General features: G+C 68.7%; 23 protein-coding genes and 2 pseudogenes. 17 read left to right on the forward strand and 8 right to left on the reverse strand.

The genetic code is table 11. The features are described 5' to 3' along the window. The first annotated feature begins 48 nt into the window (after nt 1-48). The 3 genes from HLB44_RS18560 (at nt 49) to HLB44_RS38195 (ending at nt 4,428) form a co-directional block, all read left to right on the forward strand. Nucleotides 49-336: a type II toxin-antitoxin system TacA family antitoxin gene (locus HLB44_RS18560; protein WP_173125231.1), complete on the forward strand. Its 288-nt coding sequence runs from the start codon at nt 49-51 to the stop codon at nt 334-336. After that, the gene (locus HLB44_RS18565; protein ID WP_173125232.1) at nt 333-833 is read left to right on the forward strand and encodes a GNAT family N-acetyltransferase; all 501 of its coding nucleotides are present in this window, start codon (nt 333-335) and stop codon (nt 831-833) included. Before HLB44_RS18560 ends, HLB44_RS18565 begins: the two co-directional genes overlap by 4 nt. Nucleotides 834-909: 76 nt before the next feature. Further along, the gene (locus tag HLB44_RS38195) at nt 910-4,428 is read left to right on the forward strand and encodes an SNF2-related protein (RefSeq protein WP_173125233.1); all 3,519 of its coding nucleotides are present in this window, start codon (nt 910-912) and stop codon (nt 4,426-4,428) included. Between the two features lie 33 nt (nt 4,429-4,461). Here HLB44_RS38195 and HLB44_RS37905 read toward each other — a convergent pair whose 3' ends face one another. Further along, nucleotides 4,462-5,322, reverse strand: coding sequence for a PIN domain-containing protein (locus tag HLB44_RS37905; RefSeq protein ID WP_343051404.1), 861 nt, complete (start codon nt 5,320-5,322; stop codon nt 4,462-4,464). Between the two features lie 3 nt (nt 5,323-5,325). After that, nucleotides 5,326-5,631: pseudogene (locus HLB44_RS37330) on the reverse strand (nucleotide pyrophosphohydrolase); the annotation flags it as partial. Between the two features lie 149 nt (nt 5,632-5,780). Here HLB44_RS37330 and HLB44_RS18580 point away from each other — a divergent pair. From HLB44_RS18580 to HLB44_RS18610, 7 genes and pseudogenes are all read left to right on the forward strand, one after another. Next, a complete protein-coding gene (locus HLB44_RS18580; RefSeq protein WP_173125236.1) occupies nt 5,781-6,401 on the forward strand; it encodes a type IV toxin-antitoxin system AbiEi family antitoxin domain-containing protein in 621 nt (206 codons plus the stop codon). After that, nucleotides 6,398-7,243 carry a nucleotidyl transferase AbiEii/AbiGii toxin family protein gene (locus HLB44_RS18585; protein WP_173125238.1) on the forward strand — a complete coding sequence of 282 codons (846 nt, stop codon included), beginning with the start codon at nt 6,398-6,400 and terminating at the stop codon, nt 7,241-7,243. Before HLB44_RS18580 ends, HLB44_RS18585 begins: the two co-directional genes overlap by 4 nt. Before the next feature lie 156 nt (nt 7,244-7,399). Further along, nucleotides 7,400-8,074: pseudogene (locus HLB44_RS18590) on the forward strand (helix-turn-helix transcriptional regulator); the annotation flags it as partial. A gap of 889 nt (nt 8,075-8,963) precedes the next feature. Then, complete coding sequence (locus HLB44_RS18595; protein WP_173125242.1) at nt 8,964-9,353, forward strand: DUF1801 domain-containing protein; 390 nt, start codon at nt 8,964-8,966, stop codon at nt 9,351-9,353. Nucleotides 9,354-9,436: 83 nt separating this feature from the next. Beyond that, nucleotides 9,437-9,658: a hypothetical protein gene (locus tag HLB44_RS18600; RefSeq protein ID WP_173125244.1), complete on the forward strand. Its 222-nt coding sequence runs from the start codon at nt 9,437-9,439 to the stop codon at nt 9,656-9,658. A 5-nt stretch (nt 9,659-9,663) separates the two neighbouring features. Then, nucleotides 9,664-10,056, forward strand: a complete 393-nt coding sequence (locus HLB44_RS18605; RefSeq protein ID WP_173125246.1) for a YciI family protein — start codon at nt 9,664-9,666, stop codon at nt 10,054-10,056. Nucleotides 10,057-10,063: 7 nt separating this feature from the next. Next, complete coding sequence (locus HLB44_RS18610) at nt 10,064-10,351, forward strand: hypothetical protein (protein ID WP_173125248.1); 288 nt, start codon at nt 10,064-10,066, stop codon at nt 10,349-10,351. A 52-nt stretch (nt 10,352-10,403) separates the two neighbouring features. Here the strand turns inward: HLB44_RS18610 and HLB44_RS18615 are convergent, their stop codons facing one another. Then, a complete protein-coding gene (locus tag HLB44_RS18615; protein ID WP_173125249.1) occupies nt 10,404-10,670 on the reverse strand; it encodes a DUF2917 domain-containing protein in 267 nt (88 codons plus the stop codon). A gap of 152 nt (nt 10,671-10,822) precedes the next feature. On the opposite strand from HLB44_RS18615, the gene HLB44_RS18620 reads away from it, so the two are divergent. The 4 genes from HLB44_RS18620 (at nt 10,823) to HLB44_RS18635 (ending at nt 16,543) form a co-directional block, all read left to right on the forward strand. Continuing rightward, nucleotides 10,823-12,295, forward strand: coding sequence for an aminotransferase-like domain-containing protein (locus HLB44_RS18620; RefSeq protein ID WP_173125251.1), 1,473 nt, complete (start codon nt 10,823-10,825; stop codon nt 12,293-12,295). Nucleotides 12,296-12,387: 92 nt separating this feature from the next. Beyond that, nucleotides 12,388-14,559, forward strand: a complete 2,172-nt coding sequence (locus HLB44_RS18625) for an alkaline phosphatase D family protein (RefSeq protein ID WP_173125253.1) — start codon at nt 12,388-12,390, stop codon at nt 14,557-14,559. A gap of 84 nt (nt 14,560-14,643) precedes the next feature. Continuing rightward, on the forward strand, nt 14,644-15,477 hold the full coding sequence (locus HLB44_RS18630) for an urease accessory protein UreD (protein WP_173125255.1): 834 nt from the start codon (nt 14,644-14,646) through the stop codon (nt 15,475-15,477). 55 nt (nt 15,478-15,532) lie between these two features. Further along, nucleotides 15,533-16,543: a tetratricopeptide repeat protein gene (locus tag HLB44_RS18635; RefSeq protein ID WP_173125257.1), complete on the forward strand. Its 1,011-nt coding sequence runs from the start codon at nt 15,533-15,535 to the stop codon at nt 16,541-16,543. Between the two features lie 4 nt (nt 16,544-16,547). Here the strand turns inward: HLB44_RS18635 and HLB44_RS18640 are convergent, their stop codons facing one another. Genes HLB44_RS18640 through HLB44_RS18650 form a run of 3 tightly spaced genes read right to left on the reverse strand, consistent with a single transcriptional unit; the run spans nt 16,548 to nt 20,979 of the window. Then, nucleotides 16,548-19,136, reverse strand: coding sequence for a CHAT domain-containing protein (locus tag HLB44_RS18640; RefSeq protein ID WP_173125259.1), 2,589 nt, complete (start codon nt 19,134-19,136; stop codon nt 16,548-16,550). Nucleotides 19,137-19,141: 5 nt separating this feature from the next. After that, nucleotides 19,142-20,095, reverse strand: coding sequence for a hypothetical protein (locus tag HLB44_RS18645; RefSeq protein WP_173125261.1), 954 nt, complete (start codon nt 20,093-20,095; stop codon nt 19,142-19,144). A gap of 8 nt (nt 20,096-20,103) precedes the next feature. Then, nucleotides 20,104-20,979: a hypothetical protein gene (locus HLB44_RS18650; protein WP_173125263.1), complete on the reverse strand. Its 876-nt coding sequence runs from the start codon at nt 20,977-20,979 to the stop codon at nt 20,104-20,106. Between the two features lie 30 nt (nt 20,980-21,009). Between HLB44_RS18650 and HLB44_RS18655 the strand changes: the two genes are divergently transcribed. From HLB44_RS18655 to HLB44_RS18665, 3 genes are read left to right on the forward strand one after another with little or no spacing between them, the layout of a single operon-like run. Continuing rightward, nucleotides 21,010-21,375, forward strand: coding sequence for a hypothetical protein (locus HLB44_RS18655; RefSeq protein ID WP_173125265.1), 366 nt, complete (start codon nt 21,010-21,012; stop codon nt 21,373-21,375). Then, nucleotides 21,372-22,592, forward strand: a complete 1,221-nt coding sequence (locus HLB44_RS18660) for a calcium-binding protein (protein WP_173125267.1) — start codon at nt 21,372-21,374, stop codon at nt 22,590-22,592. Before HLB44_RS18655 ends, HLB44_RS18660 begins: the two co-directional genes overlap by 4 nt. A 49-nt stretch (nt 22,593-22,641) precedes the next feature. Next, nucleotides 22,642-23,031 carry a hypothetical protein gene (locus HLB44_RS18665; protein ID WP_173125269.1) on the forward strand — a complete coding sequence of 130 codons (390 nt, stop codon included), beginning with the start codon at nt 22,642-22,644 and terminating at the stop codon, nt 23,029-23,031. Nucleotides 23,032-23,053: 22 nt separating this feature from the next. Here the strand turns inward: HLB44_RS18665 and HLB44_RS18670 are convergent, their stop codons facing one another. Both HLB44_RS18670 and HLB44_RS18675 read right to left on the reverse strand, forming a co-directional pair. Continuing rightward, entirely contained in the window at nt 23,054-23,725 is a 672-nt protein-coding gene (locus HLB44_RS18670) for a glutathione S-transferase family protein (protein WP_173125270.1), read from the reverse strand. After that, the gene (locus HLB44_RS18675; RefSeq protein ID WP_173125272.1) at nt 23,722-25,026 is read right to left on the reverse strand and encodes a TIGR03862 family flavoprotein; all 1,305 of its coding nucleotides are present in this window, start codon (nt 25,024-25,026) and stop codon (nt 23,722-23,724) included. The genes HLB44_RS18670 and HLB44_RS18675 overlap by 4 nt, the downstream gene beginning before the upstream one ends. Nucleotides 25,027-25,102: the final 76 nt, after the last annotated feature.

Here is a 25,102-nt window from a genome sequence, read left to right on the forward strand (position 1 = left end):
TGACCTGTACGGTCAAATACCGTACATTTCCAGAAGGGAGAGTTTGCCATGACGACCGAGACCCCCCGAACGCAGCGCATCGAGGCCCGCATCGCGCCTGACGTGCTGGCCGTACTCAAGCGCGCCGCCGAGATCGAAGGACGAAGCCTCAGCGACTTCCTCGTCGGCGCCGCTCAGGAGGCTGCGCGTCGCACGATCGAGCAGACGCAGATCATCCGCCTGTCGATTGAAGAGCAGCAGCGTTTCGCCGCGTTGTTGCTTGATCCTCCTGCGCCCGCTCCTGCGATGGCGCGCGCAGCGAAGGCTCACAAGAAGCTGATCTCGTCGTCGCGGTGAGCGGTCAGTTCCGCATCGAGGCGCTTGCGCCGGAACATGATCGCGCGGGCTTCGTCTGCGGCAGCGATCCGCTCGACAGGTATCTGCGCGAACAAGCGTCGCAAGACATGCGACGCCGCACCAGCGTGTGCTACGTCGCCATAGACGAGAAGACGAGTGCCATCGCCGGGTACTACACCCTGGCCGCCGGCAGCGTTCCGCTCACGGACCTGTCCGAAGACCTGGTCAGGAAGCTGCCGCGCTATCCCCTTGTCCCCGTGGCCCGCGTCGGGCGCCTCGCGGTAAGCCTGGCGTTCCAGAAGCGCCAGCTCGGCGCAGCGCTCCTGTGGGATGCGGGGTCGCGCGCGATGGATTCAGGCCTCGGCGTCTTCGCATTGGTTGTCGATGCCAAGGACGAGACGGCCGCCGCGTTCTACAGGCACCACGGGTTTGTCAATTTCAGCCGCAAACCACTGACCCTTGTGCTTCCGCTCGCCACCCTTGCGAAGAAGAAGTGACCCGCTGAAACCACTCCCAGGCAATGAGAAATTGGCTTTCACTCGTTTCACCCGACCCGCAGCAGGAACTTCACCGGTGAGCCGCACCGCCTACGGCCGCACGTGGTGGGGCGCGCAGTGGCTGCAGGCGCTGACGCAGATCGACCACGAGAACCGCCTGCCGCGTGGGCGCAGCTACGCCAACCGCGGCGCGGTGCTCGGCCTCGAGGTGGAAGAAGGTCGCGTACGTGCCCACGTGCAGGGCTCGCGGCCGCGACCCTACGAGGTCGAGGTCCAGATCCCCGCGGTCTCCAAGGCCGACGCCGCGCGGCTGGTGAAGCGCCTGGCGGCCGATGCCGGCCTGATTGCGCGACTGCTCAATCGCGAGCTCGATCCTGCCGTGCTGCAGGAGGCCCGGCGCCTGGACATTCCCGTGTTCCCCTCGCGCTGGAGCGACCTGAAGATGCACTGCTCGTGCCCCGACTGGGCCGTGCCGTGCAAGCACCTGGCCGCGGTGATCTACCTGCTCAGCCAGGAGATCGACGGCGATCCGTTCCTCGTGTTCCGGCTGCGCGGACTGGACCTTCCCGTGCTGCTGCAGGCGCAGGGCGTGCACATCGGCGCCGATGCGGCGGCAGGCTTGCCGAGCCTGGTGCAGGCGTATTTCGAGGACGCTCCGAGCACGGCAAAGCCAGCGATCGGGGTCCCCGGCGTGCCGGCACTGGACCGACTCGACTTCACCACCATTCCCGACCTGCGCGAACCACTGTGGCAGGTGCTGCCGGCCCAGCCGGTGTTCTTCCGCAGCGGCGACTTCCGCGAGCTCGCGCGCCGCGTGATGGCGCGTATCGCGCGGCATGCGCGGCAGGTGATGGAGGCCGCCGCGCCGCCTGCCGACGACGACGGCACTGCCCTGCCCGAAGGGCGCTTGCAATTGATCGTCGACGAGCAGGGCGCTCTCGCGATCAGCGGCGTCGAGCACCCCGGCCGCTCGCCGCAGGCCTGGCCCGAGTTGCTCGAGATCGTCGCCGGCATCGCACCGGCGCGCCTGGGCGACGTATCCGAGCACCTGGCCGCCTTGCACACGCTGCGGCTCATGGCCTTGCACCTGCTGGCCAAGGGTGCCGTCGTGCCCCAGGTCTTCACGGTCGAGGGCAACACGCTGGGCATGCGCTGGTGCGCTGCCGAGCTGGACGCCATCGTGCACGGCATGCTGGCGCATGCGGCATCCGCCCTGCCGCCGCAACTGGTGATGCGCCGCCGCGGACGCAAGACCGAGCCGCTCGAGCCTTCGCAACAGGCGCGCATCGTGCTGTCCGCCCTGCTCGACCACTTCGTCTGGTCCGCCAACGCAGCATCCACGGAGAAGCCGCCCGGAGACAAGCTGCTGTCGCTCTTCTTCGCCGGCGGTCGTGCCCGCTTCGATGGCCCCGGCGAAGGTGCCGTCGGCGGCAGCATCCATGCGTGGCTGGCCCGGCTGCACCTGGCGCGCCAGGCGCACACGCCAGTCCTGCGCATCGAGGACGACGACAGCGGATCGGCCTTCGCACTGTCGATTGCCGTGGCCGACGATGCATCGGCGCTGCACACCCCCACGCCATTGGCCAAGGTCCTCTCGGCGCCGGCCTGGGGCTCGAGCCGCATGGCCGTGCTGCAGACGGTCGCGATGCTGGCCGAGTTCCATCCGCCGCTGCACGAGTACGTGCGATCCGGTGCGCGCAAACCGCTGCAGCTGGGCCCGCAGGAGTTGCCGGCGCTGCTCTTCGAGACGCTGCCCGCATTGCGCCTGATGGGCATCCGCGCGCTGCTGCCGCGGGCGCTGGAGCGCCTGCTGCGGCCGCGCCTGTCGATGCAGATCAAGGCCAGGAGCGCCAGCGCGACGGCGTTCCTGAGCGCCGATGACGTGTTCTCCTTCGACTGGAGGGTATCGCTCGGCGACGAGCGCATCACGCCGGCCGAGTTCGAACGCCTGCTCGGCAAGGCGCAAGGCGTGGTGCGTTTCCGCGGCCAGTACGTCTACCTCGATCCGGCCGAGATGGCGCAGCTGCGCGCGCGCCTGGCCAAGCCGGCCACGCTGCCGGGATCCGAGCTGCTGCGCACGGCGCTGGCCGGCGAAGTCGACGGCGCGCCGATCGGCCTGAACAAGGCGGCCGAGAAGCTCGTCGAGCAGCTGACCCGCAGCGCCGACGTGCCGCTGCCGGCCGGACTGCGCGCCACGCTGCGGCCCTATCAGCAGCGCGGCTACGCGTGGCTGTGGCGCAATGCCCGGCTCGGTCTCGGCAGCGTCATCGCCGACGACATGGGCCTGGGCAAGACGCTGCAGGTGATTGCGCTGCTGCAACGGCTGAAGGAAGACGGCGCGCTGGACGATGCGCGGGCGCTGGTCATCGTTCCGACCAGCCTGCTGACCAACTGGCAGAAGGAGGCCGAGCGCTTCGCGCCGGGATTGCGCGTCGAGGTGTTCCATGGCGCGAAGCGCGAGCTGTCCAAGCTGCGGCCCGACGTGCTGCTGACGACTTATGGCGTGGTGCGCAGCGAGTCGGCGCTGCTCAAGGCGATGAGCTGGCGCCTGGTGGTCATCGACGAGGCGCAGAACATCAAGAACGCGGGCGCCGCGCAGTCGCGCGCCGTCAAAGCAATAACGGCCAATGGCTACGTGGCCATGAGCGGCACGCCGGTGGAGAACCGGCTCTCGGAATACTGGTCGATCATGGACTTCGCGCAGCGCGGCTACCTGGGCGGGCCCACGCACTTTGCGCGCGAGTACGCCACGCCGATCCAGACCCATCGCGACGCCGCGGCGGCCGAGCGGCTGCGCAAGGTCATGGCGCCCTTCGTGCTGCGACGCCTGAAGTCCGACAAGTCGATCATCAGCGACCTGCCGGACAAGGTGGAGCAGGACCAGTTCTGCTCGCTGAGCCGCCAGCAGGCGGCGCTGTACGAATCGGTGGTGAAGGAAGGCCTGAAGAGCATCGCCGGCGAGTCCGACACCTTCCAGCGCCAGGGCCTGGTGCTGCAGATGATCCTGGCGCTCAAGCAGGTGTGCAACCACCCGGCGCACTACCTGAAGCAGGGCGCGGCCGACCCGGACGAATCCGGCAAGGCCCAGCGGCTGCTCGACCTGCTGGAGGAGATCCACGCGGCGCAGGACAAGGTGCTGGTCTTCACGCAGTTCCGCGAGATGGGCGAGCTGCTGCAGCGCATGCTGCGCGAACGCCACGGCCACGAACCGCTGTTCCTGCACGGCGGCGTCACGCGCGCGCGCCGCGACCAGATGGTCGAGCGCTTCCAGGGCGAGCGTGCCGAGCGCGTGTTCCTGCTCTCGCTGAAGGCTGGTGGCACGGGCCTGAACCTCACCGCCGCCAGCCACGTCGTGCACTTCGACCTGTGGTGGAACCCGGCCGTCGAGGCGCAGGCGACCGATCGCGCCTACCGCATCGGACAGCAGCGCAAGGTGCAGGTCCACCGCTTCATCACCCGCGGCACCTTCGAGGAGCGCATCAACGAGATGATCCGCAGCAAGCGCGAGTTGGTGGAGATGACGGTGGGCAGTGGGGAGACGTGGGTCGGGCAATTGCCGCCTGAGGAGTTGAAGGCGCTGTTCAGGCTGGGGTGAGTCGAAGTTCGACTGGGCGCTCGCCTGCATGTGTCAGAGCGCATATGCCACCGCGCCCGACGCATTGATGGAGACCTTGCCGCCGGCAAACAACTGCGCCAGCACCGAGTTCAGCAACTGCTCGTTCCCGGTCGGCCCGAGCAGCGACTTCACGGTGGACAGCAGCTTCGCCTGCTTCGTCGGCCTGCTGGTCGTTTTCTTCAGGCTGGCGATGACGTGGTTCACCGCCTTGTTCAGGTCGGGCACGCTGCCGCCATCGATTCGCGTCGAATCGAAACCCGCCGGCGCCGTCGTCTGGCCGGCGGCAAGTTTCTTCTTCGCTGTCGACTTCTTCGCCGCAGCCGCCTTCTTCGCCGGCTCTTTCGCGGGCACCGGCACGGCCTTGCTTGCGGGATCCGGTTTCGGCTTCGGGGCGGCGGTCTTCGCCGGCGTCTTCTTGGCCGCCACCTTCTTGGCCGCAGGCCCGGCCTTCTTCGCCGGGCTGCTCTTGGTCGTCGCTTTGGCAGCAGCAGCATCAAACCCGATCAGTCGCGCCGCATAGCCCAGTTCGGCGGCGTGCTCCAGCATCGGCAAGTAGTCTTGGTCGTTGGAGACCACCACGAAACGCGCTTCAGGGTGGCGCGCGGCGATGTGGCCCATGTAGAACGACAGGTGCATGTCGAGCGAGTTCTTTCCAGCACGCGAGGTCTTCACCAACGTCAGCTTGTCGCCGAATGACGCGTGCCGTGCGCCCACCGCCTTCTGGTCCGGCCCATGGAAGAGCCAGACATCGGTCACGTCCGGCACCAGAATTCGAACATCGGTGTCGTTCGGGCGCACGTTCTCCCAATCGACGAGCACATGGGTCTCGACCCGGGCCGGACCCGATGAGCCTGACGGAAGACCGGGCCGCACGGGCGGATGTTTCCTGGCGTTCTTGACGAGCTTGCGGCCCACCGCCCGCTTCAGATCGACGCCGGTGCGATCGGCGATCTGGAGCAGGTAGAGCAGGACGTCCGCCACTTCGTCCGCAACCCGCTCCTGCGTCATCGAGTCCGTACCCGCCGCCTGCGACTGCTCGGGCGTCATCCACTGGAAGATCTCGGCCAGCTCCGCTGCTTCCACCATCAAGGCCATCGCCAGGTTCTTCGGCGTGTGGAAGGGCTGCCATGCGCGTTCCGCTGCGAACTCGCGCAGCGTGGTCTGCAACGCTTTCAAGTCCAAGGGCGACCCCTCCCAAGTGTTTCGGCGGCAAGCATCGCCGTTCGGCGTGCACCATTAGAGCAGCGCCGTCCCATAGGAGACTACTCCTACGTGTTGCGATTCATCTTCAGTTATTGACTTTTGCATAGATATCACAACAAGATGGCGGCATGCCTTCGCGCCCCGTCCCCGCCACCCAGGAGCACGCAGTCCTCGAGCTCGCCAAGTGCAGCCCCCTGCTGCGCGCCCGAGACCTGACCGAACACTCGCTTCCGACTGTCGTCCTCAGTCGCCTGGTGGCCGCAGGCAAGCTCGAACGAGTCGCGCGCGGCGTCTACAGCCTTCCGGCACGCCAGCTCAGCGAACACCGCTCGCTCGCAGAGGTGTGCCTGCGCGTGCCGCAGGGCGTGGTGTGCCTGCTGTCCGCGCTGCGAGTACACGAAATCGGCACGCAGGCGCCCTTCGAGGTCTGGATCGCCATCCCCCATCACTCGCCGGCACCGCGCCTGGATCAGCCGGCCGTACGGGTCGTCCGCATGTCCGGACCGTCGCTGACCGAAGGGATCGAGCCGATGACGATCGACGGCGTCAAGGTGCCGGTCTTCAACGTCGCAAAGACCGTGGCCGACTGCTTCAAGTTCCGCAACAAGATCGGCCTGGATGTCGCACTGGAAGCGCTGCGCGACGGCTGGTCGCAGCGCAAGCTGACGATGGATGCCATCTGGCACTACGCGACCATCGATCGGGTGGCCAACGTGATGCGCCCCTACCTCCAAAGCGTCACGGCATGACGCGCAACCTCGCCGCCTCGGTACGCGACCGGCTGAAGCAGCACGCCGACGCTGCGAACGAGGACTTCAACCTCACACTGACCCGCTACGGCCTGGAGCGCCTGCTGTACCGGCTCTCCGTGTCGCGACATGCGCCCGGCTTCCTGCTGAAGGGCGCGCTGCTGTTCTCGCTCTGGTACGACCATCCGCATCGCCCGACGCGCGATGCCGACCTGCTGGCGTTCGGCTCCAATGACATCGACACGCTGGTGGCGACGTTTCGTGAGATCTGCGCCGTCGCCAGCGAGGATGGCATCGTGTTCGACGGGCCAGCGATCAGGGGCGCCGAGATCCGGAAGTCGATGGGCTACGGCGGCGTGCGCATCAACATCCCGGGCACGCTGGCCGCCGCACGCATCGCGCTGCAGATCGACATCGGCTTCGGCGATGCGGTGACCCCCGGGCCTCAAGACATTCGCTATCCCGTGCTGCTTGCCGACCTTCCGGCTCCACGATTGCGGGCGTATCCGAAGCACACCGTCGTTGCAGAGAAGCTTCATGCCATTTGCCTGCTGGGCATGGCCAACACGCGGATGAAGGACTACTTCGACCTCGACGTCTTGCTGCAGGAAAGCGATTTCGAGCCGGCTGACCTGCGCCGCGCGATCGATGCGACGTTCCAGCGGCGCCAGACAGCGCTTCCCACGGGCATACCAGCGGGTCTGAGCGACGCTTTTGTCGGCGATGCCGCCAAACAGGCCCAGTGGAAGGCCTTCCTCGAGAAGAACCGCCTTGACCCGGCCGACTTCCACGATCTCGTTACGCGTCTGCGCTCCGGCTTGCAGGCCGCAGGCGTCATCTGAAATGTTCACCAGCGGGTCATCGAAGCCCTCGCCACCAGCTTGCCGGTCGCAAGAAGATGCGAAGACACCGCTCCCTTATGGCGCCCCACGAGCGCATCGACCAACTGTTCAGAAAATTGAACACCATCGTGGTCGTTTGCCTATAATTTTGAACAGATGAGAATCCTAGACAGCTCGACGGTGCTGGAGGGCCAGCTGCTTCTGCAGCTCGGCGACCGCCTCAGGCGCCTTCGCAAGGCGCAAGGCCTGAGCACCGTCGAAATGGCCAAGCGCGTGGGCATCTCGCGAACGACGTTGAGCGCCATCGAGGCAGGCGATCCCGGACCGTCGATCGGCACCTACCTCCGCGCGATGTCGGTCCTGGGGGTGTGCGGAGACTTGGCGCTGCTGGCGAGCGATGCGTTGACGCCAGCGCCGGCCGGCACCGCCGCAGCGCGGTCCCGAAGGCCGCGACCAGTCGTGCAGGTGCAGGTCTCGGCTGACGAATCGCGTCACCAGGTCCAGGACCTGCAGAGCCTCGCGCTTCATGAAGAGGCGGTGAAACTGGTCCGCGCCGACCCGGCGCTACTGGCGCTGGCCCAGCAGGCGCTGGAACGCTGGCTCGCCGCCGGCAACTCGCGCTCCGCCGCGCTTTGGCGAGAGTGGCAAGGCATCCTGCGCGACCGCCAGTGGCGCAAGATCCTGGGCCGGACGCGACGCGCACAGGAACTGCGCCAGGCATCGCCCTTGACCTCGATCCTCCCTGATCAGGTGCGGCGTAGCGTCCTGAATCAGGTGCGCGCGCTCAAGAAGGGCGTCGCGCTGGGCGACGCCATGCCAGGCAAGGCCGCAGAGCAAACCAAGAAGCGTCTGCGGGAACTGGTCGAAGACGGCCTGAACTCCGGCGCCGGCCGCGCGCTGACGCCCAAGCGCGGCGCCCAGTTGAAGAAGCAGGCCCTCGGTGATCTGTGAAGCTCGCTCACCTGCGTCCGCGGGCCGGCGACTTCTGCACGCATGGTGCCGTCACCCCGCCACCGGACTGTGCCGAATTTGTGCCGTGACTTGCAAAATCCGACCCCGAAAAGGTCCACTTGCGGCACAAACTTCAAGCCCCCGGAACGCCACTTTCCCCAGCACCGACAACCACTTGGCGCTGCTTGTTATGGCCGCTCAGTTCGACTGTTAATCCGTAGATCCCTGGTTCGAGCCCAGGTCGGGGAGCCAAATTCAAAGAGTCAGCTTCGCAAGGAGCTGACCCAATACTGAAAAGGCCGGATGGATTCTTGGGTGACCAAGACTTTGGCCGGTTCGTCCTGGTCCGTGGGTGAGTACACCGATCGCAGTGCTGGCGCCGCAGCCATTGCAACGATGCGTCGCCTTGCCGAAATTGGCCGTGGATCAAGCGGCTTCATTTCCACGAATATCCGGAAGGCACCTCCCGCACGTTCCGGTAGATCCCGGTCAAACTTCAACTCTGATGTCGAGCCAGCCCTGGCGCGTTCAGTGCCGAATCAGGTTCTCGATCACCACCGTACGACGTTTCGTGCGACTCCGTGACAGAACTCAGGTCAGGCGCACGGTGCCGAAACTTGCCTACACTCTCGTTGTCCTGGCGGATGCAGTCGTTCGAAAGCTCCAGGTGAATTCCATGTCGAGGCGTGCCGATACTGGCCCCTCGCCCGATCGTGCGCACGATGTTCCCGACAACCCATCGCTCACCCTCTCCTGAACCGCTTCTTGCATGACCAACGACCGCGTCTTCCACCTGCTGGAAGACATTCGCCTCATCGATGAAGCCCGTCACGCACTCGTTGATCGGCTGAGAAGGCTCGTGCTGAGCGTCGATCCGAGCGTGACCGAGGAGGTCAAGTACGCAGGCCTGCTGTTCTCCGCAGGCCCTCCGTTCTGCGGCATCTTTTCGTACTCGCGGCATGTCTCTCTCGAGTTCGGCCGCGGCAGCGAGCTGGCCGATCCGCACAAGGTGCTCGAAGGCGAGGGAAAGATGCGGCGCCACATCAAGCTGGAGAACGGGGACGACTTGTTCAGGAAGAACGTGCGTGAATATGTCGTTGCGGCCTTCACGGCCGCACGCGCCGCCGAGCTTCAGCACAAGCGGACCACCCGCCGATAGCGGGTGTCCGCCTCCCTTGGGCCCGCCCTCCTGGCGCAGAATGCAGTTCGCGCCGCGTGCGCAGACTGTCGAGAGGACGCGAGATGAACCCCGTGAAGATCGTTGCAATGGTGCTCATCGTGGCAGGCATCCTCGGGTTGCTCTACGGTGGCTTCAGCTACACCAAGGACACGACGGCCGTCAAACTCGGGCCGATCGAGTTGTCCGTGAAGGAGAAGCAGACCGTCAACGTCCCTGTCTGGGCCGGCGTCGGCGCCATCGTGGTGGGCGCGCTGCTTCTGGTGCTCGGCGGCAAGAAGGGGTGAGCTCGATGCACGCACCGAGCAAGGCACTTGCCGCATTCATCCTCGCTGCCACCGCCGCAGCATCCTCCCTTCAGGCGCAGACGCCGCCGAAACTCCAGCAGTTCGTGTACGTGCTGCGGGTCAGCCCTGCGTTCCACGACGCGAGCAAGTGGACGCAGAAGGAGAATGAAGCCGTGGGCCGGCATTTCACGCGGCTCAAGGAAGCAACCGCGACCGGGCGGGTCATTCTTGCAGGCAAGACAAGCGAAGCCCTGGACGCCACCTTCGGACTGGTGATCTTCGAAGCCGAGGACGAGAAGGTCGCCCGGCAATTCATGGAGACGGACCCTGCGGTGGCCGCCGGGGTCATGTCGGCCACGCTTCACCCCTACGTCCTGGCACTTCAAAGAAAACCGTGAGATATCCATGAGCTTGAAGAAGACCGACATGGTCAAGAACCTGGCCAAGAAGCTCGACGGCAAGATGAAATCCGCTGGCATTCCGCAACGGTTTGCCCAGGGGTCTTCCGAGGTCGGGGCCAAGCGGGAACTGCGCGCAGGCAATACCGCGAACAAGCTGGTTCCCGTGGCATGCCGGCTGCCGGCCGACCTGGTCAATCAATTGCGCGATCGGGCCGTCGGTCACGAAGGCGGAATCAATGCCCTGGTGGCACGTGTCCTGGCCGAGTGGCTGGCCTCCAGCAAGGGCAGCTGACTTCCGGCAACCTCGCCCGGTGCGGCCAGAGCTGGCAGGTTCATGAAGTGCCTCAGGCCGGCATCGGCTCGTCGATGACCAGGCTCGAGCCAGGTACCAGACAGCATTGCGCCGGGCCGTTCACCGCTTCGACCACGACACGCTCGCCGCCCTCGCCGAGGTCGATGCGCTGACCGGTGTCGAGGAAGTGGTCGTCGGGGTCGCCGCTGCGCGTCAGCCAGATGCGGCCGCGCAGCACCAGCAGCGCTTGGTCGGGCGTGGCCGGCAGCGTGATCGCGCGGCCGGGCGGGAGATCGACGGTGTGCAGTGTCTCGTTCATGCCGCCATCGTCGCGTGATGCGCGCGCGCTCGCCAGCCACAGCAGTGGGCGAATCTGTGCTGCACAGTCGGTGTGCTCGGCAGGGCTGTGCCGGCCGGGTTCACCCGGATCTGTGCTGGTCGCCGTGTCGGCTCGGCCAGCACAATCGCGCCATGAGCGCGACCGCCGACAACATCTCGCCCCTGCCGCCGCTGTATCTGCAGCTGGCCGATCGTCTGGCGCTGGCCATCCGCAGCGGCGCACTGGGGCATGGCGACCGGCTGCCGTCTGTGCGGCAATGCGCACGCGAGCAATCGGTGTCGGTGGCCACCGTGCTGCAGGCCTATCGTCACCTCGAGGACGCGCGGCTGGTCGAGGCGCGGCCGAAGTCGGGCTATTTCGTCGCCGCGGCACTGCCGCCGCCGCTGCAGGAGCCCGACACGTCGGCCCCGCCGGCCGATTCGCTGGCGGTCGACGTCGCCTCGCTGACCGAGCGGGTGATGCAGATGGCGGCCGATCCGCACACGCTGTCGTTCGGCGCCGCATGCCCGGCGCCCGAGTTCTACGACCAGGAGCGGCTGCGCCGCGCGTTGACCCAGGCCACGCGGCGCCACCGGGCGCTGCTGTGCCAGTACCCGCAGGCCGGCGGCAATGAATCGGCGCGGCGGGCGATCGCGCGCCGCGCCTTGCCGTGGGGCTGCTCGCTGGATCCGCGCGACATCGTGCTGACCGACGGCACCACCGATGCCATCGGCCTGTGCCTGCAGACCGTCACGCGGCCCGGCGACATCGTCGCGCTGGAATCGCCGACCTCGTTCGGCTTCCTGCAGGTGCTGCAAGCGCTGCACCTGCGCGCGCTCGAGATTCCGACCCATCCGCGCCATGGCCTGTCGGTCGATGCGCTGGCGCTGGCGCTGCAGACGCAGCCGGTGCGTGCGCTGCTGGCGGTGCCGACGCTGTCGAACCCGCTCGGCGCGAGCATGCCGCTCGGCGAGCGCAAGCGCCTCGCGCAATTGCTGGCCGAGCACCAGGTGCCGATGATCGAGGACGCGATCTACAACGACTGGTCCGAGCGCGACGAACACCGGCGCGCCGTGCGCTCCTTCGACACCGAAGGGCTGGTGATGTTGTGCAGCTCGTTCTCGAAGACCGTTGCGCCGGGCCTGCGCATCGGCTGGGTCGACGCCGGGCGCTTCACGCCGGCGCTGCGGCGGCTGAAGGCGGCGCTGTCGGGCGGCCACACGACGGTCGCCGAGCTGGCGATGGCCGATCTGCTGCAGCAGCCGGGCTACGAGCCGCAGCTGCGGCGCATGCGCCAGACGATCGCGCGCCGCGTCGACGACGCACGCAGGCTGATCGCCGAGAGTTTTCCGCGCGGCACGCGCGTCACCGATCCGCCGGGCGGCATCATGCTGTGGCTCGAGCTGCCGCCGGCGATCGATTCGCTGGCGCTGTTCCGGGCCTGCCTCGAGGAGCGCATCTGCATCGCGCCGGGCACCATGTTCAGCGCCACCGATCGCTATCGGCACTGCATCCGCCTGAGCGTCGGCGGACGCTGGGACGACGCGCAGCGCCAGGCGCTGCGGCGCATCGGTGCGATTGCCGGCGCGATGCTGGCGCGCGCGGCGCTGCCGTTGGCGGCCTGAGGCGACGCGCAGCTCCCTCATTCGAAGGATGCCGGCGGTCGCGGGCAGGACTCCAATGCACGACCCGCACCGAATCGACAGGGAGTCGCACGATGTCGCTGAAGATCGCCTTTGCGTCCTGCATGGACGCCGAACGCAATGCCGAGCAAAGCGCCTGGAGCGCACTGCAGCAGCAGCAGCCCGACGTGCTGCTGCTGCTCGGCGATACGGTGTACATGGACTGGGGCCTGGCCTCGCTGGCGCGCGTGCCGGCGGCCAAGCGCGAGTGGCAGAGCAACAAATCGAAGGCGCTGGAGGCCTTCGCACACGAGCTTCATGCGCGCTATCGCGACCAGTGGCGAGTGCCGTCGTTTCAGGCGCTGGTGCGCTCGATGCCCAAGCCACGGCAGATCTTCCTGGCCTGGGACGACCACGACTTCGCGTGGAACAACGCCTACGGCATGGAGTCCGACGACCGCCACGCGCCTGAGCGGCTGAACGACAAGACCGTGCCGGACGCCTTCAAGCGCATTGCGCTGGGCCTGCGCGCCCAGTTCGAGGCGACCTTGCGCGATGCCGAGACCGACGCCCCGTACAGCGCGGCCTATGGTCCGCTGCCCGAGCCCGCTTCGTTTACAGAGCTGCCGGACGCGATCGCACCGGTCGATCTGTCGTTTGCGCAGGCGCGACTGCTGGTGCTCGATCAGCGCTGGTGCCGGACGCACCGCGACGCCAAGAATGCGCGCGTGATCTCCGAACCCGACGCGCGCCTGCTGCGCGATGCCGCTGGCGGTCCGGGATCGGGCTTGCTGATCGTCGCCGGCAGCTCGCCGCTGAAGCACCACTCGGTCTTCGGCACCCACGATGCCTGGTGGGCGCCGCCGGACGCCGAGAAGACCGGCCACCACGAGGACCGGGCCTATCCCGAGTACGCGTTGATGCGCTCGGCGCGGTGCCCGATCCTCTACCTCAGCGGCAACATCCATCGCAACGCCTATGGCGGCTGGGTCGAGGATGACATCCCCGGCCGCACGCGTGCGCCGGTGGTGCAGGCGCTCAGCTCGGGCGCCGGCCTGGGACGGCTGTTCTTCCACGAGTACCCCGGCAGCTTCGGCCTGGTCTCGATCGACGGCACGGCACACGATGCGAGCGTCGCGCTGCGCTGGTACGCCGAGGGCCACAAGGTGCCCGACGAGCGGCATCTGCAGATCGCCGACGGGCAGTGGTCGCAGGTGACCGAAGGCGAGTGCACGAACGAGAAGCTGAGCACCGATGCCGATGCGCTGCTGCACGCGACGATCGACCACGAGCCGCTCGCCGTGCTGTCGTACCGCGCGCGCGGCAAGCGGCTGCGCGACGACGACAGGCCGCTGCTGCGATACGACGAGCTCGATGCCGAGGGCTACACCGGCGCGCTGCTGGCCGTGCCGAACCTGGGTCCCGACGGGCTGGCCGACTGGCCCGAGGCGCTGCTCGTCGCCGGCGAAGGCACGTCGATTCGCCTGCATCGGCGCCGCAGCGGCGATGGCGCGCAGGACTGCCGAGACGTCGTTCTGGCGGCTTTCCAGCGGGCATTGGCCGAACGCAAGAGCGTCGTCTTCTACATCCACGGCTTCGGCAAGAGCTTCAGCGCGGCGCTGCAGCAGGCCTGCACGCTGCGCCGGCGCTTCGACTGCATTCCGATCCTCTTCACCTGGCCCAGCGGCAACGAAGGCGGCTTCCTGTCGCTGCTCGGCTCGTTTCCCGCCGCGATCAAGGCGGCCGAACTTTGCTACAAGGGTCTGGTCGGCGCACTCGGCGACTTCCTGCGCGTGGCGAATTCCTATCAGCCCGTGCCTGCGGTGCTGCTGGTGCGCAGCCTCGGTGCGAATACGCTGATGGGCCTGGCGGCCAGCGCACTGCGCGATGAGCCCACCGGCGCGCTGGAACGCTTGATCCTCTCGGCGCCGGCCTGCCCGCGCAAGCAGATGGACTGGCTCGCCCGGTTCAAGTGCGAGCAAGTCGTCACCGTCAACCGTGAGGACGAAAAGCTGCGCTTCGCACAGAAGCAGCACAACGGCGACTTTCTCGGCAACCAGCCGTTCGATGCGAGCGACTACCCGAAGGGCGTGCGGCTGGTGCACCTTGACTGCACCGACGTGAACGGCGTCGACGAATCGCACGACTACCTGCTGCGGCAGGTCAACCTCGAGCTGCACACGCTGAACGAGCAGTTGATCAACGGCCGCCCCATCGACTTCGCGCAACTGCAGCTGGCGGGCTTGCAGGTCAACATGCTCGTCTGACGCCGGGACGCGGCGCCTGACCCCTACACTGCGTCGCTCCATCGTCCCGGAGGCGTCGCCGCGGCGGCGCCCCTCACCTCGCGCATGAGCTGGCACGGCCACCTCCACCTGCACTACCGCACCGACGCCGACAGCCGCACCATCGCCCTCGACCGCCACGAGGGCCCGCTGCGCGTGCTGCAGCGGCTGTACCCCGAAGGCCCGGGCATCTGCCACCACGTGCTGGTGCACCCGCCCGGTGGCATCGTCGGCGGCGACGAGCTCGACATCCATCTGCAACTCGACGCCGGCACCCACGCGTTGTTGACGACCCCCGGCGCGACGCGCTTCTACCGCAGCGCCGGCCCGCTCGCCCGCCAATCGCTGCGGGCGCGGCTCGACGCGGGCGCGCGGCTCGAATGGCTGCCGCTGGAGACCATCGCCTACCGCGGCTGCCGGGCCGAGAACCGGCTGCACTTCGAGCTCGCGCCCGGCGCCGAGATGATCGGCTGGGACGTGCTCGCGCTCGGCCTGCCCGCCGCGGCCCAAGCCTTCGACCACGGCCGCTACCTGCAACAACTGGAGCTGCCCGGTGCCTGGCTGGAGCGCGGACTGATCGACGGCAGCGATGCGCTGCTGCTCGATTCGCCGCTCGGCCTCGACCGCCGGCGCGTGCTGGCATCGCTGTGGTTCGCCACGGGCACGCCGATCGAACGCGCCCTCGGCGAAGCGCTGATCGATGCCGCGCGCGCGGCGATCGATGGCGGCCCGCTGAGCGCCGACGCCGGCGTGACGCGGCTGCACGAGCGCGTGGTCGTGCTGCGCGCGCTGGCCGACCGGGTCGAGCCGGCGATGCAGCTGCTGCAGGCGGTGTGGTCGGCATGGCGGCCGCTGGCCTTCGGGCTGGCACCCTGCGCACCGCGCGTCTGGCGCACCTGACCAGCCCCTCGAACGAGGGGCTGGACGCTCATCCGATGCACTACGATGCGCGCCGATGAAAACCAAGCTCCGCTTCGCTCTCCGTCCGCTGCTGGCCGCCGCGCTGCTGGTCCTCGGCGGCGCCGCCTCGGCGCAAGTGTTCAGGGACAACGCATTGCAGGCGCTGCTCGATGCCGAACGCCATGCCGAGCTGGATCGCATCGCGCTGCAACGCGTGACGGCGCAGGCCGATGATGCGCAGGCCGTGCTGGCGCTGGGGCTGAGTGCGCTGCGCGGCAACGATGCGCCGCGCCGTGAGGCGGCGATCCAGCGCGCCGAAGCCTGCCTGCAGAAGGCACCGCAGGCCGCGCCCTGCCACTACGCGCTCGGCACCGTGCTCGGCGTGCACGCGATGAGCCAGGGCATGCTGAAGATCGCCGCCAGCGTCGGCACCGTCAAGGAGTCGCTGCTGCAGGCGATGACGCTCGATCCGCAGTGGTACCCGGCGCGCAGCGCGGTGGTCGAGTTCTACCTGATGGCGCCGGGCTTCGCCGGCGGCAGCGTGGCCAAGGCGCAGGAGGCCGCGCGCACTGCGGCCAAGCCGGAGCAGCAGCAGGCGCTCGAGGCACGCGTCGCGCTGCACGAAGAGCGCTTCGACGCCGCGCTGAAGCTTCTGCACGAGCTGCGCCCGGGCGCCGACAGCGCGCTGGCCGATGACGCGGCGCAGTGGGCCGCGGCCGCCGGCTTCGGCTTGCTGAAGGCCGGCCGCGCCGATGCAGCGCGCCCGGTCTTCGAGCGCCTGCTTCAGCAGCGGCCCGACCAGGCGATCGGCGCCTATGGCCTGGCGCGCGTGGCCACCGATGCCAACGCACCGGCCGAAGCCGTCAGGCTGCTGCAGCAATCGGCCAAGCTCAAGGGCGCCGAGAACCTGCCGCTGGACTATCGGCTGGGCATTGCCCTGCAGGTGCAAGGCCAGAACGACGCGGCCCGCGCCGCGTACGACCGCTTCATCAAGGCCGGTCGCGGCGCGCGCAGTGCGCTCGACGACGCGAAGAAGCGGCTCGCCGCGCTGAGCGCGAACGGCTAAGCGTTCATCCAGCGCCGACGAGCACGAACGAAGCCCAGTAGGCCGGGTGCCGTGTCTTCGGCTGCGCGGCCAGCTCGCGCTTGGTGTCGGCCAGCGCCTTCGACGCGCCGGCACCGGCCTTGATGCGTGCCAGGAACTTCTCCATGAAGATCGGCGCCACGTCGTCGAACACCGGCCACAGGCTCAGCACGGTGTTGACGTTGCCGGCGACGAAGAGCGCGAACGGCAGCCCCAGCACGCCTTCGCCGGCCACCTGCGGCCCTAAGCCGGTGTCGCAGGCCGACAGGATGGTCAGGTCGCTGCGCAGCTCGTAGCCCGGCCATTCGGCCGCCGTGACGTAGCCATCGGTGCCCGGCGCCAGGTCGGCCTGGCTCAGCACCAGGCTCGACAGCGCCGGGTCCACCGTCGACAGGTGGCCGTGCACCGCGAAGTGCAGCACGCGGTAGTCCTTCAGCGCGCCCTGCTGGTTCAGCCGCTGCAGCGTCGCTTCGCTGGCCTCGCGCGCGAGGTAGGCATCGCTGTTCGGAAAGACGCGGCGCAGCGCCTGCACCTCGAGCTCGGTGCCCGGCAGCGGCACCCATGCCAGGCGCGCTTCGCGCAGCTGGTGCTCGCTGTGCACGGGCAGCGCGCGCAGCTGGCTGCGCGTGCGCGCGGCATCGGCCGGCGCCGCTTCGTAGGCCGGATTGCCCAGCGCCAGCAGGTCCTTCGGCCGCGCGACGCCGCGGTACGCCAGCTGCTGCGCGCGCGCCATCGCATACACCGACAGCGACTGCGCGTAGTGCAGGTCGATCGTCTCGAGCACGCGCCGGCCCTGGAAGGCCAGCAGCTCGAACGGCAGCTGCGCGAGCGCGCCGTCGGGCGAGACGATCCAGTGCCGCCGCCCACCGATCAGCGCCGCCAGCGGCTGCAGCAGCCGGCTGCCGAGGTGGTCGATCAACTCTGACTCGCGCTCCACCACCACCGCGCCCGGCGGCACCGGCGCCGCGCGCTCGCGCAGGCGGAAGCTGCCGTCGGGCAGGCGCCAGACACGCCGGCCCTCGGCGGCCAGCAGGCCCTGCAGGCCGCGCACATGCGAGGTCGCACGCCGCAGCGCCTCGACGGCCTCGGCCAGGTGGGCGATCTCGCCGAGGTCGACATAACGCGGCAGGCCCTCGTGCTCGACCAGCCAGGCGAACAGGTGGTCGCCACGCAGCCCGTAGCCGATGTAGACCGCGCCGCGCGGCACCAGGCCGGGCAGGTCGGCCGCGGCGACGATGCGCGGATCGCGCAGCTGCGCGAACTTCGGGTACTGCGCCTTCAGCGCGGTGACGACCGCTTCGTACTCGCGCAGCGCCGCATCGCGCCGCAGCAGCAGCGGCTCGCGCGCTCGCGCATCGGCGCCCTCGCTGATCAACTTCTCGTGCTCGTGCAGCGCCTGCTCGAGCTGCTGCAGGCGCTGCCGCTCGGCCTCGGGCAGCACGCTCGAGCGCGACGCGCTCTGCTGCGACATGCTCTCCAGCAGCGTGCGCGCCTTCGACAGCTCCGACAGCCGGAAGCCCGGCGCCGGCTCGCCGGCGGCGCCGTGCAGCGCGCTGAAGAAGCGGTAGTCGTCGGCATAGGCCGCGAACAGCGCGCGCCGGTCCTCGGCGGCCAGCCCGGGCTGGCTGCGCACCTGTTCGGCACCGGCGATGAAACCCTCGGCCAGCGCCAACGCGGCCGCCGGCCGGCCGCTGCGCGCCTGCAGGCGTGCCTGCACGGCCAGCTGCTCCAGCGTGAAGCGATGCTGCGTGCCCCACACCGAGCGGCTGGCCGCCAGCAACGCCGGCTGCAGCGCCAGCGCCTGCGCGGTGTCGCCGCGCGCGCTCAGCGCCGCCACGTGGTGCGCCCGCGCCACCAGCGCATACGGGCTCGCCGCCCCGGCCACCTCGTGCAAGCCCTGCGCGGCGCCTGCGCCGGCGGCCACGGCATCGTCGAGGCGACCCGCGGCCAGGTAGGTGCGCGACAGGTTCGACAGCGCGACCAAGGTCTGCAGGTGCGTCGCGCCGAGCGTGCGGCGGCTGGCCTCGAGCGCGGTCTCCTGCAGACGCAATGCATCGTCCACGCGCTGCAGCCCCAGGTAGGTCGCGGCGAGGTTGTTGCGTGCAGAGATCGCGGCCTCGTGCCACGCCCCCATCACCTCGATCGCCAGCCGCATGCCCTGCTCCTGCGCCTGCAGCGCCTGCGGCAGGCGGCCGATCGCCGCATACAGCCGCCCCAGGTTGCCGAGCGCGGCAATGGTATTGGGCGCGCGCTCGCCGCGCCGCGCCTTCCACTGCTGATGGACCTGCTGCGCCAGCTCCAGCGCCTCGCCGAGCCGGCCCTGGTTCTCCAGCAGCGGGATCAGCTTCGAGCGCAGCAGCAGCGCTTCGTCGGCCGAGATCTGCTGCGCGCCCTGGCGCGGCTGCATCAGCTCGCGCAGCGCGGTTTCGGCCGCGGCATGCTGCCCGCCCTGGCCCATCGCCGCCGCACGCTCGACCGCCTGGCGTTGCAGGCCGCCGCAGGACACCAGCACGACGCCGGCGGCCAGCAGCGCGCAGCGGCGCAAGCAGCATCGGGCCGGGCGCGTGTGCCGCATGCCGCTCACTCCTTGCGGCAGCCCTCGGGCAGTGGTGCGCGCTCGCCCAGCGCGGCCATCGGCGCGACGACCCAATGGCCCTGCAGGTCGTGGATCAGCGCGTGTTCGCAATCGGCAGCCGCCAGCGCGCCGCGCACGTAGACCGTTTCAGCCGCCAGGCGCAGCCGGAAGGTCTGCTGCGCCGCGCCGGCCGGCACCGCCGGGCGCCGGGCGGCCATCTCCAGCGCTGTCAGCAGCAGCCCGGAGAACACCGACCTGAGCGCCCGAGCGCCGTCCTTCAGCCAGTGCTCGCTGATGTCGAGGCTGTCGTCGGCCATCGAGAAGGCCAGCATGCGGATCGCCTGGCGCGCCGGCGCCGCCTCGGGCAATCCGGCGCCGAAACCGATCAGCGCATCGACATGCACCGAGCGCTGGTCGGTCGCGAAGACGAACTTCGGCGCGACGTGCACGACCTGCCGCGCCTCGATCGCCGCGCCCTCGCGCACCAGCCCGAAGCCGTGCCCGCGCAACCGCTGCTCGAGCGGCGCCATCAGGTCGAACAGCGACACACCGGCCAGCGCCTCGGCATAGGGCCGGATCACGCGATTCACGTCGTCCTGCGTCTCGTACCTGCGCACCGCCCCGACATCGGCCACCGCGACGGCACTGCCGGTCGATTGATCGGTGGAGACGATCAATTCCTCGTCGGCGGCCTTGTTCGTGCGCTCGACCGAGTTGGCGATCACGTGCGCCGTGACGTACACCGCCAGCGCCACCCACGGATTGACGCCCTGCTGCAGCTGCAGCGCGCCGCGCGCCGACGCGTCGGGCGTGCGCTCGACCAGCGCGCGCTGGATGCGGATCGGCTGCGCGGCCGGCACCACGAGGGTCCAGGCCGGCGCATCGGCGGCCTGCGCGCCGGCGCCGGCCGCGCACGCCACCGCGGCCACCGCGGCAATGGATCTACGTGCGAATCGCATGGGGCGATTCAGCGCGCCAAGTCGGCGACGATCTCTTCCTTCGCGACCTCGACGGCCTCGAAGAACTTCGCGGTCAGCGCCGGATACGCCGGTGGCTGGTCCCAGGTCTTGCCGACGCCGCGCAGGGTGCGCACCTTCTTGTACCACTGGTAGGCATTGGTGCGCAGATCCAGCAGGTAGGCCTCGCCGCCAACATATGCCATCGGATCGCCCGCCGCCATCGGAATGACGCCCGAGAACGGGTAGTTGAATCCCACCTGGCCGACAGTGACGACCAGCAACCGTTCGACGCCTAGTCGGTCGCGCAGCGGCCGCATGTCGCGCACATGCGAGGTCCCGTCCTTGGCATCGAAGCGGTCCGGCTTGAAGGTCTTCATCAACTCGGAGTCGCTGAACGAGCGGGCCGCAACGCCCTTCTTCTGCAATGCGCGCATCAACTCGCTCTCGACCGCGCGCAACTCGTCGGTCGGCAGCGACTTGGCATGCGCGGTGAGCTTGGACGTCACCGCGGTCACGATGCCCAATTGCAGCAATCCGCCCGCGGCGCCGCCGCGTTCGGGATCGTATTCCCACACGTTCGGCCGCTCGGGCAATTGCACGACGACGCCGACACTCGTCTTCTCGTCGAAGATCGCCGCGCCCTTGTGCAGGTCCACCGGCACGATGCTGACGCAGCCGCCCAGTGCCCAAGTTCCGGCAACGGCGGCCAACCATCTCCACAGACGCATGGCGAGGCTCCTCTCGATCAATGCGACGGCGACGCCATCAGTGCGATGCGATTGTTCTCGTTGGACGATCGCGCGACCTCCTACAAATCGACGATGTGCGGCAACGGCAGGTGGCGAGACGATCTCACCGCCTTTGCAGCGATGGCGGCCGACCACAGGCCTCGACGAAACGCTCCGGAGTCGATCATGAACCTTGCTTCCCTGAATGCCATTTGCCCCGGCTGCCGCTCGCACTTCAACGGTGTGCCGCGACGATCGTTCTTCGGCTTTCAGAAGTTGCCGTGCCCGCATTGCGACGAGACGGTCGTGTACCCGCTGACCGGCGGCTATCGAACGTTCTATGGGGTGCTCCTGTGCTTCATGGTGCTCGGACTGGTCGGCTCTTGGGCGCAAGGCGTGGCGGCAATGCCGAATGCATTGGCGATCGCGGCGATCTATGCGCTGGTGCGCAACGAGCGCATCCGGCAGCGCGTGGCGCGCTTGGAAGCGACTTCTCCCGACGAACGGGTGGCCGTTCGCTCGGTTGTTCAATCTCAAGGGGGTGAGTCATGAAGATCGAGCTCGGGAACCTGCCCGCCGCGTGGCACCAGGAGTGGGTGAGCGGCGGTGCGATGTCGTTCGGAGGCGGCACGGTATTCCGCGACACGAGCACGAGCGTGGCTGCCAACTACTTGCTTCTCGGCACCTACATCACCTCGAAGGAGGAAGCATTCGAAGGCCGTGCAACCGGTAGCCGGCTCAGCGGCGGTGGAACGCTGACCGGCGTCCGTTTTACCTTTGGCGGCAAGAATGGCGAGCAGCATCTGCAGTACGCCGCCAGCGAATTCAGCGTTGTCGAGGCTCCGGGTTGGCTGACGACGACGAATCCCGACGAGACGACGCTGTTCACCGGCCTGGGCCAGTTGTTAACCGGCAGCGACGGCGGCGCCGCCTTCATCTCGAGGTTCCTCGCCGGCAACGACACGCTCACCGGCAACCACTTCGCCAATGCGCTCAACGGCGGCGCCGGCAACGACCGCCTCAGCGGCGGCGCGGGCGCCGACCGCATCGATGGCGGCGCGGGACAGGACACCTCGGTCTATCGCGAAATGCCGCGCGCCGACTACAACGTCTCCCGGCTCTCGAACGGCACCGTGCTCGTCGCGACGCGCGACGGCAGCGTCGATCGCAATGTCGGCATCGAGTCGCTCGAATTCACCGATGCGACGACGGCGGCGCAGGCGCTGCCCTTCATGCCCTACCTCACCGACGTGCCGGCGAGTGCCGTGCAGGCGGTGTTCCGCTTCTACAACGCCCGCGACAAGGCCTACTTCTACACCACCAGCGTCGCCGAGCGCGACATGGTGATCCGCCAGTCCACCGACGCGTCATACACGCCCGCGGAACCGATGTGGCCGTACTTCTACCAGGGAGCCACGTTCGAGCAGGCCCACACCAGCTCGGGCTCGGTGCCGGTCTTCCGCTTCTACAACACCAAGACCGGCCACCACTTCTTCACGACCTCGCCCGCCGAGCGCGACATGGTGCTGAAGGAGTCGACCGATCCGAACTACGGCAGCCCCGGCATGTGGCCCTTCACCTACGAAGGCGAGGCCTTCCGGGCGTTCACCGATGCGAATCACCGCGACGCGGTGCCGGTGCACCGCTTCTACAGCGCGTCGCTCGACCGCCACTTCTTCACCGCCAGCGCGCAGGAAGCCGACGAGATCAAGCTGACCGGGCAGTGGAGCTACGAAGGCATCGGCTACTTCGGCGAATCGATGGCTTGACCAGGCGCGCCTCACCGACCGTCCACGCACACCGACCTGGGAACCGACCATGACCCACCAAACCGCCCTGCTCCGCCGTGCCGGCCTGCTGTCTGCCGTCGCAGCGCTGCTGACGGGCTGTACGACGGTGAGCTACGACGGCCCCCGCCGCCCCGACAGCGAAGTCGCGACGCTGGAGTCCGAGCGAACCAGCATCGCGACCATCGACGGCGCGCGGGTGCCCTACAGCGGCGGCAACTTCGGTGTCTTCAAGCTGCTGCCGGGCACGCACGTGATCGGCGTGAACCTCAACGACAACAGCGCCTACATGTCACGGCGCTATTCGACGGCACCGCTGCAGATCCGGTTCAAGTTCGAGCCGGGACGGACCTACGTGACGCGACCGGTGTATCGCAGCGACCAGTGGTCGCCGGAGATCGTGGAGAAAGCCGGGCGCTGAAATCCGGGCGTCGCGGCGCACGCTAGTGCGCGAACGCGTACGGCCCGCCACGCTCCAGCGCGCGGCGGTACGCCGGCCGCGCATGGATGCGCTCGAGGAAGGCCATCAGCCGCGGCCGGCTCGCATCGAGGCCGGCGCGCTGCGCGGCGGCCTCGACCGGGAAGCTCATCATGATGTCGGCGCCGCTCAGCTCGGCGCCGGCAAACCACTCGCTGAGGCCGAGCTCGATCTCCATGAAATCGAGCTGGCGCTTCAGGTTCGGCCACACGGCCACGTCGAGCGCCTTCCTGCACACCGCCTTGATCACCGGCTTGACGATGAAGGGCATCGGCGAGCTCGCGATCTTGTCGAACACCAGCTTCATCAGCAGCGGCGGCATCGCCGAGCCTTCGGCAAAGTGCAGCCAGTAGCGATAACGCAGATGATCCGCGGTACCCGGCTTCGGGCACAGGCGGCGGTTGCCATGGCGTTCGAGCAGGTACTCCACGATCGCCCCGGTCTCGGCCACCGTGATGTCGCCATCGCTGATCACCGGCGACTTGCCCAGCGGGTGCACCGCACGCAATTCCGGTGGCGCCAGCATCGTCTTCGCATCGCGCTCGTAGTGCCGGATTTCGTAGGGCAGGCCGAGCTCCTCGAGCAGCCACAGCACGCGCTGAGAGCGCGAATGGTTCAGGTGGTGGACGGTGATCATCCGGATATTGTCTCTGCCCTGTCACGCCACCACGCCAGCACGCCGTCGCCGGCGACGTGGCCGCAGGCGAAGCAGGCGGTCAACAGGTAGCCGCCGGTCGGGGCCTCCCAGTCGAGCATCTCGCCGGCGCAGAAGACGCCGGGCAGGGCCGTCAGCATCAGCCGTTCGTCGAGCGCTTCGAGCCGCACGCCGCCGGCGGTGCTGATGGCCTCGTCCACCGGCCGCGGCGCCTTCAGCTCGATCGGCCAGTGCTTGAGCTCATTCGCCAGGGCTTGCGGGGCCTGCGCGACGCGCTCGGCAAGTGCCGCGGCGTCGTAGCGTTCGCGCAGCAGCGCGGCCTTGACGCCATCGAGCCCGGCCTGCTCGCGCAGGTGGTTCGGCAGCGAGCGTGCGCCGCGCCCATGGGCCAGCGCTTCGGCCAGGCGCTCGGCGCTGCGGCCGGGCAGCAGATCGAGGTGGATGGTCGCGCGGCCGTCGCGCGTGATGCGTTCGCGGATCGGCGCGGCGGCGGCATACACCAGGCTGCCTTCGATGCCGCCGGCGGTGATCACGAACTCGCCGGCGCGGTCGAAGTCGTCGAACTGCAGGCGCACCGATTTCATCGGCGCCCCGGCGAAGCGGCGCGAGAAGTAGTCGCTCCAGCCGACGTCGAAGCCGCAGTTCGCGGGCGCGAGCGGCGCCAGCGCGACACCACGGGCGGCGAGCCAGGGCCACCAGGCGCCATCGGAGCCGAGCCGCGGCCAGCTGGCGCCGCCGAGCGCGAGCACGACGGCATCGGCCTCGACGAGCTCCGCCCCCTGCGGCGTGTCGAAGCGCAGCCGCGTCGGCGGATCGTCGGCCTGCCAGCCGGTCCAGCGCTGCCGCATGTGCAAACGCAGCCCGGCCGCGCGCAGCCGGTGCAGCCAGGCGCGCAGCAGCGGCGCCGCCTTCATCTCGTGCGGAAACACCCGCCCCGAGCTGCCGACGAAGGTGCTGACACCCAGCCCCGCCGCCCAATCGCGCAGCGCCTGCGGGCCCAGCACCTCGAGCCAGCGGGCGACGGCCGGCGCCCGTGGCCCATAACGCCCGATGAACGCGGGTGCCGGCTCGTTGTGGGTCAGGTTCAGGCCTCCCTTGCCGGCGAGCAGGAACTTGCGGCCGGCCGACGGCATCGCATCGTGCAGGCTCACCTGCGCACCGCCGGCGAGCAGGCGCTCGGCGGCCATCAGGCCAGCCGGACCGGCACCGACGATCGCCACCCGCGGTGCGGCCTCCGGAGGGCTTGTAGGACAAGACGCCGTGCCGTTGTAGGAGGGATCCATCGGCGGCAGTCTATTCGCGCAAGCAATCGTTCACCATTGGTGACGATCGGTCAGCGATGCGTGGCTTTGAGACATG

It is taken from the genome of Pseudaquabacterium terrae, assembly GCF_013266755.1.
Classification (GTDB): domain Bacteria; phylum Pseudomonadota; class Gammaproteobacteria; order Burkholderiales; family Burkholderiaceae_C; genus Pseudaquabacterium; species Pseudaquabacterium terrae.

Excerpts from the sequence above, each read along its gene's own strand:
- HLB44_RS18560 (WP_173125231.1), top strand. The coding sequence starts at position 49 with ATGACGACCGAGACCCCCCGAACGCAGCGCATCGAGGCCCGCATCGCG.
- HLB44_RS18580 (WP_173125236.1), top strand. The coding sequence starts at position 5,781 with ATGCCTTCGCGCCCCGTCCCCGCCACCCAGGAGCACGCAGTCCTCGAG.
- HLB44_RS18585 (WP_173125238.1), top strand. The coding sequence starts at position 6,398 with ATGACGCGCAACCTCGCCGCCTCGGTACGCGACCGGCTGAAGCAGCAC.
- HLB44_RS18595 (WP_173125242.1), top strand. The coding sequence starts at position 8,964 with ATGACCAACGACCGCGTCTTCCACCTGCTGGAAGACATTCGCCTCATC.
- HLB44_RS18600 (WP_173125244.1), top strand. The coding sequence starts at position 9,437 with ATGAACCCCGTGAAGATCGTTGCAATGGTGCTCATCGTGGCAGGCATC.
- HLB44_RS18605 (WP_173125246.1), top strand. The coding sequence starts at position 9,664 with ATGCACGCACCGAGCAAGGCACTTGCCGCATTCATCCTCGCTGCCACC.
- HLB44_RS18610 (WP_173125248.1), top strand. The coding sequence starts at position 10,064 with ATGAGCTTGAAGAAGACCGACATGGTCAAGAACCTGGCCAAGAAGCTC.
- HLB44_RS18615 (WP_173125249.1), bottom strand. The coding sequence starts at position 10,670 with ATGAACGAGACACTGCACACCGTCGATCTCCCGCCCGGCCGCGCGATC.
- HLB44_RS18620 (WP_173125251.1), top strand. The coding sequence starts at position 10,823 with ATGAGCGCGACCGCCGACAACATCTCGCCCCTGCCGCCGCTGTATCTG.
- HLB44_RS18625 (WP_173125253.1), top strand. The coding sequence starts at position 12,388 with ATGTCGCTGAAGATCGCCTTTGCGTCCTGCATGGACGCCGAACGCAAT.
- HLB44_RS18630 (WP_173125255.1), top strand. The coding sequence starts at position 14,644 with ATGAGCTGGCACGGCCACCTCCACCTGCACTACCGCACCGACGCCGAC.
- HLB44_RS18635 (WP_173125257.1), top strand. The coding sequence starts at position 15,533 with ATGAAAACCAAGCTCCGCTTCGCTCTCCGTCCGCTGCTGGCCGCCGCG.
- HLB44_RS18640 (WP_173125259.1), bottom strand. The coding sequence starts at position 19,136 with ATGCGGCACACGCGCCCGGCCCGATGCTGCTTGCGCCGCTGCGCGCTG.
- HLB44_RS18645 (WP_173125261.1), bottom strand. The coding sequence starts at position 20,095 with ATGCGATTCGCACGTAGATCCATTGCCGCGGTGGCCGCGGTGGCGTGC.
- HLB44_RS18655 (WP_173125265.1), top strand. The coding sequence starts at position 21,010 with ATGAACCTTGCTTCCCTGAATGCCATTTGCCCCGGCTGCCGCTCGCAC.
- HLB44_RS18660 (WP_173125267.1), top strand. The coding sequence starts at position 21,372 with ATGAAGATCGAGCTCGGGAACCTGCCCGCCGCGTGGCACCAGGAGTGG.
- HLB44_RS18665 (WP_173125269.1), top strand. The coding sequence starts at position 22,642 with ATGACCCACCAAACCGCCCTGCTCCGCCGTGCCGGCCTGCTGTCTGCC.
- HLB44_RS18670 (WP_173125270.1), bottom strand. The coding sequence starts at position 23,725 with ATGATCACCGTCCACCACCTGAACCATTCGCGCTCTCAGCGCGTGCTG.
- HLB44_RS18675 (WP_173125272.1), bottom strand. The coding sequence starts at position 25,026 with ATGGATCCCTCCTACAACGGCACGGCGTCTTGTCCTACAAGCCCTCCG.